The sequence below is a fragment of the Zobellia sp. 1_MG-2023 genome (genome assembly GCF_030549125.1).
GTDB classification, from domain to species: Bacteria; Bacteroidota; Bacteroidia; order Flavobacteriales; family Flavobacteriaceae; genus Zobellia; species Zobellia russellii.
In genome coordinates this window covers 35573-50115 of record NZ_JAUOSY010000001.1, presented here as the reverse complement: position 1 = coordinate 50115, position 14543 = coordinate 35573, and the positions used below count along the sequence as shown (strand labels likewise).

Annotated in this window: 17 protein-coding genes; 1 reads left to right on the top strand and 16 read right to left on the bottom strand. The window is 39.3% G+C overall.

Annotated features, from left to right (window positions below; translation table 11 throughout):
* Window positions 1-147: 147 nt before the first annotated feature.
* Window positions 148-333 carry a hypothetical protein gene (locus Q4597_RS00180; protein ID WP_215438020.1) on the top strand — a complete coding sequence of 62 codons (186 nt, stop codon included), beginning with the start codon at window positions 148-150 and terminating at the stop codon, window positions 331-333.
* Window positions 334-365: 32 nt separating this feature from the next.
* On the opposite strand, the gene Q4597_RS00175 is transcribed toward Q4597_RS00180, so the two are convergent.
* The 16 genes from Q4597_RS00175 to Q4597_RS00100 form a co-directional block, all read right to left on the bottom strand.
* On the bottom strand, window positions 366-1466 hold the full coding sequence (locus Q4597_RS00175; RefSeq protein ID WP_303404310.1) for an AI-2E family transporter: 1101 nt from the start codon (window positions 1464-1466) through the stop codon (window positions 366-368).
* Between the two features lie 26 nt (window positions 1467-1492).
* On the bottom strand, window positions 1493-2386 hold the full coding sequence (locus Q4597_RS00170) for a mechanosensitive ion channel family protein (protein WP_303404309.1): 894 nt from the start codon (window positions 2384-2386) through the stop codon (window positions 1493-1495).
* Between the two features lie 11 nt (window positions 2387-2397).
* Window positions 2398-4227: an SLC13 family permease gene (locus Q4597_RS00165; protein ID WP_303404308.1), complete on the bottom strand. Its 1830-nt coding sequence runs from the start codon at window positions 4225-4227 to the stop codon at window positions 2398-2400.
* Between the two features lie 48 nt (window positions 4228-4275).
* On the bottom strand, window positions 4276-4437 hold the full coding sequence (locus Q4597_RS00160; protein WP_303404307.1) for a hypothetical protein: 162 nt from the start codon (window positions 4435-4437) through the stop codon (window positions 4276-4278).
* Window positions 4438-4474: 37 nt separating this feature from the next.
* Window positions 4475-4774 (bottom strand): ribosome hibernation-promoting factor, HPF/YfiA family, encoded by a 300-nt coding sequence (hpf, locus tag Q4597_RS00155; protein ID WP_289061042.1) that lies wholly within the window; start codon window positions 4772-4774, stop codon window positions 4475-4477.
* Window positions 4775-4817: 43 nt separating this feature from the next.
* Window positions 4818-5459, bottom strand: a complete 642-nt coding sequence (locus Q4597_RS00150) for an NADPH-dependent F420 reductase (protein ID WP_368506668.1) — start codon at window positions 5457-5459, stop codon at window positions 4818-4820.
* Between the two features lie 286 nt (window positions 5460-5745).
* Complete coding sequence (locus Q4597_RS00145) at window positions 5746-6768, bottom strand: AI-2E family transporter (protein ID WP_303404305.1); 1023 nt, start codon at window positions 6766-6768, stop codon at window positions 5746-5748.
* 52 nt (window positions 6769-6820) lie between these two features.
* Window positions 6821-7060: a Rho termination factor N-terminal domain-containing protein gene (locus Q4597_RS00140; protein ID WP_289061046.1), complete on the bottom strand. Its 240-nt coding sequence runs from the start codon at window positions 7058-7060 to the stop codon at window positions 6821-6823.
* A gap of 42 nt (window positions 7061-7102) precedes the next feature.
* The gene (locus tag Q4597_RS00135; RefSeq protein WP_289036934.1) at window positions 7103-7846 is read right to left on the bottom strand and encodes an SDR family oxidoreductase; all 744 of its coding nucleotides are present in this window, start codon (window positions 7844-7846) and stop codon (window positions 7103-7105) included.
* A 151-nt stretch (window positions 7847-7997) separates the two neighbouring features.
* Window positions 7998-8903, bottom strand: coding sequence for a YihY/virulence factor BrkB family protein (locus Q4597_RS00130; protein ID WP_289036932.1), 906 nt, complete (start codon window positions 8901-8903; stop codon window positions 7998-8000).
* 150 nt (window positions 8904-9053) lie between these two features.
* Window positions 9054-9572 (bottom strand): NUDIX hydrolase, encoded by a 519-nt coding sequence (locus Q4597_RS00125; RefSeq protein ID WP_289061049.1) that lies wholly within the window; start codon window positions 9570-9572, stop codon window positions 9054-9056.
* A 178-nt stretch (window positions 9573-9750) separates the two neighbouring features.
* Window positions 9751-11193: a Dabb family protein gene (locus Q4597_RS00120; protein ID WP_303404304.1), complete on the bottom strand. Its 1443-nt coding sequence runs from the start codon at window positions 11191-11193 to the stop codon at window positions 9751-9753.
* 97 nt (window positions 11194-11290) lie between these two features.
* A complete protein-coding gene (locus Q4597_RS00115; protein ID WP_303404303.1) occupies window positions 11291-11785 on the bottom strand; it encodes a heme-binding protein in 495 nt (164 codons plus the stop codon).
* Between the two features lie 78 nt (window positions 11786-11863).
* Entirely contained in the window at window positions 11864-12439 is a 576-nt protein-coding gene (locus Q4597_RS00110; RefSeq protein WP_303404302.1) for a Crp/Fnr family transcriptional regulator, read from the bottom strand.
* Between the two features lie 166 nt (window positions 12440-12605).
* Window positions 12606-13511, bottom strand: coding sequence for a family 16 glycosylhydrolase (locus tag Q4597_RS00105; protein WP_303404301.1), 906 nt, complete (start codon window positions 13509-13511; stop codon window positions 12606-12608).
* A 95-nt stretch (window positions 13512-13606) separates the two neighbouring features.
* A complete protein-coding gene (locus Q4597_RS00100) occupies window positions 13607-14440 on the bottom strand; it encodes an alpha/beta fold hydrolase (RefSeq protein ID WP_303404300.1) in 834 nt (277 codons plus the stop codon).
* Between the last annotated feature and the right edge of the window lie 103 nt (window positions 14441-14543).

The window sequence follows — 14543 nt, the reverse complement described above, 5'->3', positions numbered from 1 at the left end:
GATTATTAGATTGACCGTTTTGATGGATGGACTGGAATAAGTAAAAAATGAGTGTATATTGACATAAACCCACTTCTTATTCTCCAATTTTTTGGGGTTAAATAGAGCGGTGAAATCATTTGATAAAACAGATAAAACAAAACGATTATGAACAATACAGTAGAAGACGAAAAAATTAAAAACGAAGAAACCGAGTTTGTCAAGGAATCCCATGACCCTAAACAAGAGTATATCTTTCAAAAGAGCGGGATTACCAAAAAAGGATTTTTTATTATTATAGCCTTTTTGGTGGTTTTGATAGTGGCACTTGTTGCTTCCGGTGTGGTTTTCTAAAATAGAAAATTCTTTAAACTTAAATTAAATAGTTACAGTCCTTTGGTTAGGGCTGTAACTATTTTGTTTTTGGAAACAAATTGCTTTAAAATCACCTTTAATACGGTATATCCGGGAACGGCCAACATCATGCCCACGATACCGAATAACAAGCCTGCACCCAATATTACCAAGAAAATTTCCAACGGATGGGATTTTACACTATTACTGAAGATGATAGGTTGCGAGAAAAAGTTGTCTATAAGTTGGCCAATAGTTACTCCCAGTAATACATAACCTACTTTGGGAAGGATAATAGTGCTGAAATCTACGCCAGGATGGCTCGTAATAGTAAACATGACCATGATTACCGCACCGATCATAGGGCCTAAATACGGAATGATATTGAATAGGGCACACATGAACGCTATCAGTACCGCATTTTCTACACCCACCAAAATTAAGGTTATGGCATAAAGGGAGAACAGAATGAATATTTGGAACAAAAGCCCCACAAAATAGCGGGACAACAGATTCTTTATTTTTGCCAAAGAACGCATGGTTTTCATTCTATGGCTATCCGGTACAGAGGTTAAAATAGACCGTTGGATGATATTGCTATCCTTCAGGAAAAAGAATGAAATGAATAGAACGGAGAACAGGCCAATACCAATGTTGTCCAGTACCTGTAAGATGGATTTTATAAAGGATGGAACCAAATCTCTCCCCAATCCGTTTACCGCTGTTTTATTTAAAGTGGCATCTTCTACCAAATCTTCTACCACTTTTTTTGTAGTGCCAAAATATTCGGAGAGCATAACATATAATTTATCAAACTCATTTTGAATTATACCAAAATCGAACAGGTATAGGTTTTTCCCCTGTTCGGTCAATAGGGGTACGATTAACATAATAATACCACCAAATAGGGCCGCTATGACAAGCATGGTCATAGCAACGGCCAAAATATTGGGTATCCTTAAATTCTTCCTCAAAAGCGTAACAATGGGCCTGCCTATTAACGCTACTATAGCAGAGATAATCAGGTACGCTACTATGGATTGCAGTTCATAGATGATGTATAAAAGTAAAACGATGCCGCACACGGCGGCAATCGCTTTTAGGATTCCATTGGCTATTTCGGTTGATTTCATAGGGTTGGTTTTAGGTTGGTAAAAGATTAAGACTCCCCTTTAAAAGTGTTCATGTTTAGGGTATTCTTGCCAAAATCCAAAGTACGGATCGGGAAAGGAATGTTAATGTCTTTCTCATCAAAATGAGACTTGATTAATTTTACGGCTTCATGTCTTGCAGCATGTTCTTGTTTGGCGCCTTTCATGTCTATCCAAAAACGAACCATAAAGTTGATGGAGCTATCACCAAATTCGGTGAAGAAAAATTCTACCTCTTCACTTTTTTTCTGAGGGAAGTTTTTCCCAATTATTTTTACGACCAAATCCTCTACTTGCTGCAGGCTACTTTCATATCCTACGCCACAGTTTACCACAATACGGCTTCGATCACTGATCGAGTAATTTTTAAATGGCCCGTCTATGAACTTGGAGTTGGGTATGACCACGTAATTGTTATCTGGTTGGCGCACAACTACATTGCGCAGGCTTATCTCCGAAACAAATCCTTTTATACCATCACTTTCAATAAAATCATCAATATTTATTTTGGGCATGAAGGAGAGGATAAGTCCGCCAAAAGTGTTGCTCAGAGTACCTTGTAGGGCAAGACCAATGGCTAAACCTACCACCCCTGCTCCAGCAAGAATACTGGTAAGTACCTTATCCAGTTCAAGAACCCCTAGGGCAACAAAGAACCCGATCAAGATAACCGCCAAGAATACAAACCGTGCAATAATATCTTGAATAGATTGCTGGCTAATGCGGTTGAGCAAGAATTTTCGTAATAGCTTGCGAATACCACGGGCAATGAAATAGAACAGGACCATAATTAAAATGGCCATAACTATGTTCGGGAGCTTTAGAATAATGGCATCTAACCATCCGTCTAATTTGTTCCATAATTTACTTAATGCGTCTTCTATTGAGAATTTACTTTCCATATTTAATAGTGTTATAACATATTGGTTAATAAAAATGTGGCCACCGTTGCTAGGATGAGACTTAAAAGGCCTCCAATTCCTAAAAAGTGACTAAACCGGTAATTTCCAAGGCTATAGATCAACGTGTTTGTCTGATACCCTACCGGAGTAAAAAAGCTAAAATTGGCAGCGAACATTACCGCCAGAATAAAGGGCTTAAAGTCTAACTGCATGCCCTGTGCTACTGAAATGGCTATGGGCGTCATAATAATTGCCGTAGCATTGTTGCTAATGACCGCACTCAAAATCATAGTAGTAAAGAACAACGTACCTATGACAATAAAACCCGGTTGGTCAAATAGAAAACCGAGCAACTTTTCCGATATAAAAACATCGGCACCGGTATTGTGCATGGCGATTCCCAATGGAATCATGCCTGCCAGCAGAAAGAATATTTGCCAGTTTACTTTCTTATAGACCGTGGTGAGGTCCAAATTTTTCGTGAGCAATAGAATGCAGACACCGGTAAGTGCGCTCACCATTATTGATAACAAACCGGAAGCCGCCAAACCTATCACTAGCAGTAGAACGGACAGCGAAAAATAACGTTTGTATTTAGAATTAGAACGTACATTTTCAAACTCTTGCAGCAAGAGTACATTCTCCATTCTGCTGAGGTTTTCCAGGTTTTCTTTTGAGGTCTCCAAAAGAAGACGGTCTCCTACCTTAAGAACAAGCTTGTTCATGCTACTACGTACCAGACGGTTATTTAATTTAGTAAGTGTCTTACGTTTTTTAATGGCAATGGGCACGATGTCCTGCATCACCAAGCTTCGGAGCTTACCCAGTGTTTTTCCTAAAAACTGGGCTCCGGGAAGCATAAGGAATTCTACAAATACGCGTTTGTCCAAGTCTCCTTCTTCCTTAATGATTTGGTCTTTTTTTGGTCCTGATTCCTGTGCAGGAGCAAAATAATTTTCTTGGTTAAGGCTAAGGTTTTCGGACTCATTAATGCGGGTGAGATTTTCTAAATCGCACATTAATAGAAGCTCATCGTTGGCCTTAAATGTTACATACTTACCGGGCGAATTATGAATTCTATTGTTTCGTGTAAGTTTCAACAGGGATATATCCGGGTTCTCAAAAAGAAAACTTTCTTGAACCGTTTTGCCTACCAGTTGGGAATCTGAATTTATATGGACATTGGTTACGTAGTTGTTCAGGTTGTAATCTTCATCTAGATTTTTTCCCTTGCCCCAAGGCAACCAGCGCAAGGTTAAGGTTAGATAAACAATTGAAATTCCCAGAAATATCAACCCTAAAATTGAAAACTCAAAGAACCCCAGTTTTTCCGCACCTAAGTCCGTTGCCACGGAATTCACAATTAAATTGGTGGAAGTGCCCATCAAGGTACAGGAGCCACCTAATATTCCAGCAAAGGAAATAGGTAATAGCAATTTGCTCTGTGAGATATTGTATCGCTCCGATAGCTGATTTATGATTTTAATAAATACAATAACTACCGCTGTGGTGCTTATAAATGCCGAAATTCCTGCGGTTACGAACATGAATATAGGCGCCATTATAAAAAGGGGCAGCCCTTTTATCCGGCCCATACCCGAGGCCAACCAGTTAATGACTCCATTTTCTTCTAGTGCTATGGCCAATATCATCAAGGCAAGCACCGCAATAGTGGCGTTGTTTGAAAAACCGCTGATAGCCTCTTCGGGTGTCACTAGCCCCAATAGGGTTAGTGAAACTATGATTAGAAAGGCAATTTTGTCAACTGGAAAAACTTCAAATACAAAGAGTACTACCGTTACCAGTAATACACAAAACATTAAAGTTATTTCCCAAGTCATTTTGTTTCTGTGGCGTAGTGTTTAAATGAATGCACATTGCCTTATTAGTTATCTTTTTAGTTTCTTTCTTTTCTTCTTGCTCTCTCCCGAATCGTTGTTTTGCAAGAGTTTATACCCTAGATAGGCAAATTGCATACCTACAAGGGCAAGCTTTAGTTTTCTACTGCCGGCCAATGCAGAGGCAATGCCGATTATTGAAGTTGGTTTCATACGATTTTTTTAAGTTGATATATTGAAAAGTTGACGGCTAGTGAGCCGACAACTTTTCTTTTACTTTTCTAAGCTGATGTTCCAAATCACGGATGGTTTCGCTCAGTGCCGCTTCAAAGTTATCGGCGTTAGATGAAGCAAAAATTCGTGGTCCGGGCATGCTTAAACGGATGTCACAAAACATATTCTCTTCGTCACTTCTATTTTCCGTTTTAAAGAACACATCGGCCCTATGTACGAAGTCGTACTTTTTACTCAGATTTTCCAGTTTTTCTTTGGCCATGGCCTCTAGACGTTCACTTGCGCTTACATCGTGGTATTCATAAATGATTTGCATATTCTTTTCTTTTTAGGTTCTGTTTATAGTTGCATTCAGGCATTTAATAAGCCCTTGTTGAATCTACTAGTTCTTTAAGTTCGTCATGCGTTAAGGATTTTCCGTAAATAGGTTGGTCAGGGTCCATAATCTGGGTATCGGCAAGGTTGCCAACAAACAGCGTGTCAAAACCCATATCCTCAATAAGCTTTTTAGTTATATACCTACTTTCCATATCCTGTGCTGCGTATGGAATAGTCAGTTTATCAGTGGTTCTAAAGGCCCGGTCACGCAGATGTTCCGCTTTAATGGAATTAAACGCCTTGGCGGTTTTTGCCGTGCTGAACTTCATAGCGGTGTATTCAGATGCTGAATAGTTGGCATCTCTAACCTCTTGCGCCATTTCTCCATCTCTTTCGGGATAAGGATTTGTAGCATCAATTATTAGTTTGTTGCTATAGCCCGAAGCGTATGTTTTGGCAATATCATCTATTGCTTTAAAGGGCATGGCCAAGAGATATACATCGGCATTGGCTTCAAAAGCCTCTTTTACGCTAACGGCTTTGGCGTGATCGCCGGATTCGTGTACCAAGTTCTGTAATTCTTCCGGATGGCGGGAACTGAACAATACATCATGGCCTGCTTTTGCCCAATGCTTTCCTAAGTTTCCTCCTATATTTCCACTTCCTATAATTCCTATTTTCATAACTGTGTTTTTATGTGATATCCGCCTAAGCGAAAAAATCAATTTATATTCTGTTTAAAAGCTTGTTCCGTTTTTACATCAAAGTATACCAGATGAAAAAGTTTCTTTTTCTGGTGCGTTTGCGCTATAGGAATCTAAGCTTACACGATATTAATCAAATGATCAGAGGTGGCTTGACCCAAAAGCAGCTATTATTAGTGCTAATGGAATAGAGGTATCATTATTCTGGATACCGATGGTTTTGGGTACGAAAAACCTAGTTTCGGGATAAGGGGAGCGGTGAAGTTTACATGGTCTCCCCATCTTGTTTGCCATATTCCTGTTTGTAGATCTGTACAATAATTAGAAAAAGGCTAACGAACAACGGACCGAAAATAAGCCCTATAAACCCAAAAAGGGGAATACCTATGAGAACACCAACCAAAGTTATTAGAGGATGTACATCGTCTAATTTTCTTAGAATGTACAATCTGATGATATTATCCGTAGACCCCACTATGACTATACCGTAGATTAAGATTCCCCAAGCCTGAACAGTATCTCCTGTCGAGAGGGTCAAAATAAATACGGGCAATGTACCCAACATATTCCCTACAAACGGAATCATAGACCCAATGGCCACGATTACGGCCCAGAAAAAAGGGTTCTGAATACCAAAGATGAGAAAACCGATCAAAGCAACCACACCTTGGGCAATGGCAACCAAAGGAATGCCAAGGGCATTGGCGCGTACCATACGTCTTATTTTGCTGCCAATAGTTTCTAGGTTATTGGTGCTGATAGGGATGTATTCATAGAGTGACTCCCGTAGTTCTTTCCTGTTGGTAAGCATAAAATACAGGAAGAAATACATAATGCCTATGGCGATTACCGAAGTAAATGTACTTCCCGCAAAGCCTTGTAAGTTATCTGATAACCAGCCCGAAACTGCGGAAACGTCAATTTCCGAAGATAGGTCATAACCCACATACTGCTCCACATTTTGGAGCTGTTCCTTTACGGCTTTGGTAACCTTTTCCGAGTTGTTTACGGCTTGACTTACTTTGTTGCCCAACATCAATACCGCTCCGGAAACCGGAATTAATATAATTATGACCGAAGCGAACATTAAAAGGCCGGCAGCCAAATCTGGCTTCCAGCCTTTATTTACCAACTTAGCCATTGGCTTTTTCAGTAGAACATACAATGTTATAGCTCCTAGAACACCCGAAAAATACGGGGCCATTTCTTTAAAAATGAGTCCTCCTATGAGCACTATTAGCAATAGCACAAAAAGCTGACGGATAATTTTTGGGTCTATAGTTTTCATGGCGCTATTTGAATTTTAATTGAAATGATGTTCAGTAGGGAAGAAGGGCAGCCTAGTTGTTCCTTAGGGCGTGTATGAGCTCCTGCTTGGTCATTTTTGACCTTCCTTCAATATCCACATTTTTAGCCTGCTCGTAGAGTTCCTCTTTGGTCCATTCTTCATACGGTTTGGCTTTGCCACCTTTCTTTCCCGAATTGGGCGAATTTGCTATTCTTGCAGACTTTTCCTTACTGTATCCTTTGTCTCGCAACGCCTCATATTGTTCTTCGTTCTTTACACTTGGTATATCCATTTTGGTAAAATTTTAGATTCAACATTTCTTAAGGGTGCTGGTTTATTTTTGCTGTTCCGTGGGCATTATAAAGACATCGTTAATATTAGCTCGGGCCGGTTGAACCAAGGCGTAATGAATGGCTTCTGCAATGTCTTCCGCTTCCAAAAAGGTCATCTTTTGCATCTCTTTGAACGTTTCCTTAATATCCTCGTCCGTAATAGTATCGGTAAGTTCCGTGGAGACAGCACCAGGTTCTATAGATGTTACGTTAATACCATATTTAGGTGCTAATTCTTGCCTAAGTCCCTCGGAAAACATTTTTACCGCAGATTTTGTAGCACAGTATACCGCTCCACCAGGAAAATAATTATGTGCGGCACTAGAAGAGATATTTATAATGTTACCACCTTTATTTTCAATCATGGTAGGAAGTACGGCGGCCACACCGTTAAGTACCCCTTTTATATTTACATCTACCATCTTTTCCCATTCATCGGTCTTTAATTTTTCAACGTAGGATAAAGGCATTAAACCTGCATTGTTGATGAGGGCGTCTATGGTGTTGAATTTTTCAAGCGTTTTGTTAACCAGCTCCTCGTAGTCCGATTTGCTGGTAACATCTCCCGTTACGATCAAGGCTTCACCACCATTGTTTTCAATCTTTTCCTTTAAATCTTTCAGGCGGTCCTCACGGCGTGCGGTAAGTACAACTTTTGCACCTTCTTTAGATAGTTTAAGCGCTGTGGCTTCGCCTATTCCACTTGATGCTCCCGTTATGATAATCACTTTATCTTTTATGTCCATAGTATTTCTTTTTTAAATCAAATTTCTAATTGAAACAAAGGTTGGGATAACTGGTAAAACGGTTTAATCACATCAAAATAATTATTGACTATAACCATATTGCTATTAGAAAAATGAAAGGTGAATAAGGGGGGCTTTCCTTTGGAACCAACTATTTAATAAGGTTTTCCGAAGATTTTAGCGGTGTTCCATGTCCGTATCTTTTAGCGTACACCCATGTGAATTCCGCTCCAAAAAAGAGAATGAGGCAAGAGTAAGAGACCCATAAAAGAATCAGGACAATCGTTCCTGCTGCACCATAGGTAGAACCTGGATCTGCTTCACCAAAATAATAACCTAAGAGCGACTTGCCCAGAACGAACAATACGGCTGTGATCAACGCACCGATCCATACCGTTTTCCACCGTATTTTAGTATCGGGCAGGTAACGGAAAATTAAGGCAAAAAGAACGGTAATAATACCCACAGAAACGGCAAAATCAAGGAAATAGGCGATGTAAACAATAACATCCGGGAGAATGCTACGTATATATCCGTTCAATGCCGAAATTGCGGTGGTTACCAAAAAACTGATTAACAATAAAAAGCCGATTGCGAGAATAAAGGCAAAACTTCTGGCCCTGTCAATCAGCATTTTTAGAATACTGGAATCCGGATTGGGCTGCACTTGCCATATTTGGTTAAGGGATAACTGCAAGTGATAAAAAACCCCTGTGGCACCAAAAATAAGAGTGCCAATACCTAGAATACTGGCAATGGTACTCCGGTCCTCATTTTGCGTTTCGATCATCATAGACTGTATGGCTTCGGCGGCATCACGCCCAAGAGCACTGGATATTTCTTGGGTTAGTTCACCTTGAACAATATCCGTACCCCAAACCGAACCCACAAGATTAATGATAATGACCAAAAGTCCCGGTAAGGACAGTACGGCATAATAAGCCACAATTGCACTCAACCTAAAAGGGTCGTCCGCTTCCCAAGCTTTGTAGGTGTCTACGATTAACTTGGGCAAGTGTTTTATTTTAAACTTTTTATCGGTTTCGTTAGCTGTCATATTTTTGAAACTACCGTAGGATCTACGCGAGCAATTTTGAGTAAAATTACCGCTACGGATTTCAAATTGTTGACCGATATGCGTTATGTTTTGATGGAATTGAATTTAAGCTGGGTGGGCAACTTCAAGCGCATATAATGTTCGTATGGGCTATTGAATTTTATTTGCAATTAGTTCTAACAAGAAAGTTTCCCGTTCAATAGACATCCCTTTTTTATCACTGGAGGCCATGGTTTGTTTGTTGTGGCGTATTGCGTCGTGAATATTGATCCAAACGGCTTTCATACCGTTTTTGGTTTCGTAGTGCTCCAAGTTTGGGGTACCTAGTTCTTCGCTAATATCGCAAGTGTAGCAGTAGGAAATCATGTGTTGAACATCAAAATCTGATTTGTGCCATGGTCTGTACTCCTCGTAGATGCCAAAAGGTTGAATGTTCTGTACGTCCGTAGCACCGGTTTCTTCTGAAAGCTCACGCATCATTCCTGTAATTTTGTCCTCGTCCGTATCCAAACCACCACCCGGGAGGCTATAATCTTCATATCTCTCTGTATAGAGCAAGAGGATATTTTGCTCTTTTATGGCAATACTTCTAGTGGCCAATCTTGTGAAAACCGTTTTATTTTCTAGGGTTGTTACTTCGGGGTGAAAATGGGTCTTTAAATTTTGCATCAAAAAATCTAGTCGTTTTAAACGCTACGCGTGATGGAAATGGGTATTCGATTTCCGATTGCATAAGTAATCATTTTTTCGATTTAAAACTATCGGACTCAAAAATGCAGAACGACTTTTTAAAGAACCGGAACTGCGTCCGCCTTATAAATAGGACAATCCTGAAAATACCCTGTAGTTAGGGTTTTGTCCAGTAATCCATAACCAAAACATCATCAATTAAAGGTCCAATTTTATTTACCAAGGCTATATGTGCCTCGTGAAATAAATATATTTCTCTAGCATGGTCATCTTTGAACGTTAACGTAAAGGCATGGGTAAACCCTTTGCTAGCTCCTTCTTTACTATCATTAAAACCCCATTCTATGTTCTCGATTTCAGGAATTTCTTTTTTAAGATTCAAGAAGGCATTCACGGCTTCGTTAAGTTCTACTTCGGTAGCTTCTTTTTTGTATTTCAGGTTAACGATGTGCCTTAAGACTTTATCGTCTCTGTCTACCTTAGGGGCAATCTTATACGTTGCTATCTTCTTTAGGTCAAATCTGTTGGAGCCGGCTATTAATAAGTTAACATCATCTATTTGATGCGACCGCAGACCATAATAAATGGAAAAACCATTTTCTAGATAATGTAGAGGTGTGAGTGTCCCATCTTCGGTTAACATACAAAGTTGAATACTGGCATCGTCCCGAGTTCCTACGGCCAAAATAGCTTCATTGTTATCTACGGAAACGACCTCAATTCTTGTTTGCCCTTGCAGTTTAGTGTTTTCATCATCTTTTAGAACAAAGTGAGGCTCTAAAGCCCCTTTTCTATTCACTTTAAAAACACTTACCCCATCACCATGATATACAAAGTCCGGGTTTTTAATAAAGCCATTTCTTTTATAGTATTTATGGTGCCTGTGGCCCACTATGATATAATGATTGTCTCCAAGTTTTACCCCGGTTACTGGATAGGCCCCTGTTAAGTATCTATCTGTAGTATTATCGCTAATATTATTTATGTTTTTAAAAGAACCGTTTTCATACACTCTAAAGCTGCTCACGCCATTGTCTTGAAACCCGCCAGTGTATAAAAATGTTTTTCCTTTTAATTTGTGTGTGAACATCCCTATGATTCCGTCTGTATGAATTTTTTCATCATCTTTCATAGATTTCACGTGGGTGAGTTTGCCATCTTTATGGATTTTAAAACTGCTCAACCCAGGTGTTTCTTCCAAGCCACCAATAAACAGGTAGGACCCTTGATTCATATGAACTACCTGCAGTGTAATGGCAATCCCAAGGTGCGTTTCGTCGGTATCCATGGTCAGGCTAAGTCGTTCTAAAGAACCATCATCTAAAATCTTAAAAGTCTCAATGGCATTACCGAACTTGTTTGCTACAAATAAAAAGTCCGTACCGCTAATGTTGTCCGCCACCATACCTCTAGCTGGACCTTCTTTTTTGTAAAGTTCTTGAGTGCCTATTGGGTTAAGCTTGCCCTCTTTGTTCAAGCTAAACATGTCTATACCCCCAAAACCTCCGGCATATACAAAATGAGCACCGTTTTTTTCATAGCTCGTAATGGTTACCGTATTGTTCGCAGATACACTTTTGAAATCCTGCAGATAGGGCATGAGGTCATTTGTGTTTTGCGAAATACACAGTTGTGAGAGGGACAGTGCGATGATAGTTATACATAGTGTTAAGCGGCTCATGATGCTGTTTTTTAAATTATTCAAGTATGGCGTTGGCTCCCACGGAGGCTATTTTATGGTCCTGTTCAATGGTTCCGCCACTAACCCCTATGGCACCTATAATTTTACCTTGTTCGTTTTTAATAGGAATTCCGCCCGGAAAGGAAACGAGTCCGTTGTTTGTGAGTTCAATATTATAAATAATACCCCCGGGTTGGGTAAGCTTACCTAGGTCTCCGGTGTTGATATTAAAATAACGGGACGTTTTTGCCTTTTTAATCGCTACATCTATGCTTCCTAGAAATGAATCGTCCATACGGATAAAGGCTTTTAGGTTGGCACCTGCATCTACTACGGCAATATTTACCGGCACCTCTAAAGCTTCAGCTTTTTCCTTGGCCGCTAAAACAGCTTGTAGGGCATTTTCGTTTGAAATATCTGTTGATGTTTGAGAAGAGGCAACACCCGTATTGAAAAGAACGAGAAAGGCTAGAATTTTTATGCCTTTGGGTAATAAAGCTTTGGTCTCCATGGCTATTTACATTTTTAGATAGGCAAATATCTTGAATGAAGTTGGCAAAAGAGTTGAACTAGTTCAACTCAAAAAAAATTATTTGACGCTCTTTTTAATTTTACTCAAGAATTCATGTCTAATACCAAGATAACCCGCTATTTGCTTGTCCGTGAGTTTGGATGATATCTCAGGATAGGTCTGGATAAAATGGAGATAACGTTCTTTGGCGGTCAAACAATGGTTGCGTACCAATCTCCTTTGCCACGAAACCAAACCTTTTTGGAACATGACCCTAAAAATTTTCTCTGCAACGGGCAAAGAATTATAAAGAGCAAGTTTGTCCTGTCTATTGATCAAGAGTATTTTACTGTCCTCAATGGCCTCTATGTTTAGATCGGATGGAATTTGGTTCATAAAACTATCAATATCCATCAGCCACCAATCTTTTACCGCAAAATAAAGGGTGTTCTCATTCCCTTTTTTATCCAAGGTAAAAACCCTAAAACAACCTTCCGTTACAAAACCTTCAAATTTACAGACCTGCCCCTGTTGCAATAAAAACTCTTTTCTTTCTATGGATTTAGTATGAAAGAAGCTACAGAAAACCTCCTGTTCCGCCTTAGAAAGTTGGGCATTCTTTTCTATATGTTTTATAAGTAAATCGTGTGACATTTATTGCCTTGTTCCTCTATATTGCAATTGTTTATTGCAATATAGAGGAAAGAATTATATTGGGCCTTTGGTGAGATGGAAATAACCTGTTTTAAACCTAGGTTTTGATGGCGTGTTTATAACAGTAGCCTTGTAACCAATTTTAGTATGATTAGTGAAGATGATACTAATTTTTGTCATCCACCAATTCCCATGACCTTACCCAATTGTACGTTGTGGTTCTGTCTTTTTTTGAACCTGTCATGCCACCGTCTTTAGGTACCGGATTCCAATCGTAGGTTTCAACAACCATTCGTAAGTACATTTCAATATCAAAATCGGCCGGGGGAGTTACTTTGGATTGCATTTTACCGTCCAAGAAAAATATAATCTCATCCTTGGATTTCCACCAAACACCGTAAACATGGAAATCTTCATAGGCTTTTCCGCCTAACTCTCCTTTACCTTTGCTTGATCCTTTCTCGTATTCACACCCTTCAGGGATATTTCTGCTGTGGGTATTGGAGTTCATGCTCTGGTCAAAGTATTTCATCCATTCGGCATCGTTGGTTATTTGTCCAACGGACTCCTGAATGTCCAATTCCGTTGTTCTTTTATCACAGCCTTTTAGGTTTTTTCCTTCATTTATCAACCAAAACGTAGAGGACATAAAGGTTTTGTTGGCTTTCATTTCGCATTCGTAATAGCCATAGGTCATGCCATTTCTAGAGCCAACGTAACCGCCGCCGTGGGTATAGGTTTTGTTGTTTTTGACTATAGGTTCCGGTAACATAGTTGTGGTTATCTGCAGGCTTCCGTTTTTTACGGAAATGTTCTCAGCGAGGAACAATCCCGGAGCGCGGCCTATCCACCCCTGACCCGAAATCTGCCATTTCTTTTCGTCCATCTTTTTTCCATCAAATTCATCGGACATGTTATCAATTAATTTCCACTCCTGCTGAGACTGTTTTGGGTCCTCTCCGGGTTTGAAATAAGGGGTTTCTTGAGCAAAGGCAGTGGTGGTAATAAATAGGGCAAGGATTATTAATAGGAGGTTGGGTAGTTGCATTAGTGTAGAAATAGAATTGTTCAATTATGGTTAGGTTTTGTACTGTTGTAGAACGATTAGTATATGAAACGCAGGGGGCAAATGTGAGCTGTGATTTTATATACTTGGTTGAGACCTTGTTATTTTATTTCATTCAAAAGTTGGGTCCAAATTGTATTTTTAAAACGTTCTTTAAATATTCCAAAATGTCCGATTTTATCGACTTGAAAATCATTTGGATCTAAATGTACTGATTTTCTTTTTGCATTCTTGTATTTCATGGTCATCCAATCCACGGCCTCTTTAGGTGCAAAATCATCATCATCTATACTATAAGCGGTTACATTTGTCTCTACTGTTTCATAGAAAGTTTCATTGATAGATGTATCGCTAAAAATGTAATCTTGGTTCTTTCCCCAATTTCGCCATTGATTGGCAACGTTTTTTGGAAGATTTTCCATTCCGCTAATTTTCTTGGAATTAAGATAGCCAAAAGTAGCTATGAGAAACGGAAAAAGAACATGCCAATTGAACCACATTTTTATTCTTCCAATTCCTTTCCAGTATTTCCAGTAACCGGATTGCGCTGCTACTAAAACTATTTTGTCCAATTTGTTAGCTGATTTAGCCAGCCCAATTAGTTGCCCTCCAATGCTATGCCCAAGAATTACTTTCTTTGATTTTGGATAATTATTTATAGCGTATTGTATTATGCTCTCCAAATCATTGCTGCCCCAATCTGCAGCGTTGGTTTTTAGTTCTTTGATAGGTCTTTTTAGAGAACGACCTATGCCGGTATAATCAAAGGAGACAACGGTAATTCCATTATCTTCAGCATGTTTGGCGAATTTACCATAGTACTCCTGCTTTACCCCCGTAGCCGACGCAATGATTAAAACGGTTTCACTGTTGTTATCATCAAATAAAGTTGCTGATAATGTTTTAGAGTTATTTTGTATTTCAATCTCTTTCATTTCTATACACGGAGCACTATGCACAAGTTAACGAAAAACTACATAGGCTTCACGCAATACTAATGAAAGGTTGTTGGCTTTTGGTGGCAGGGGAAAAGAATTG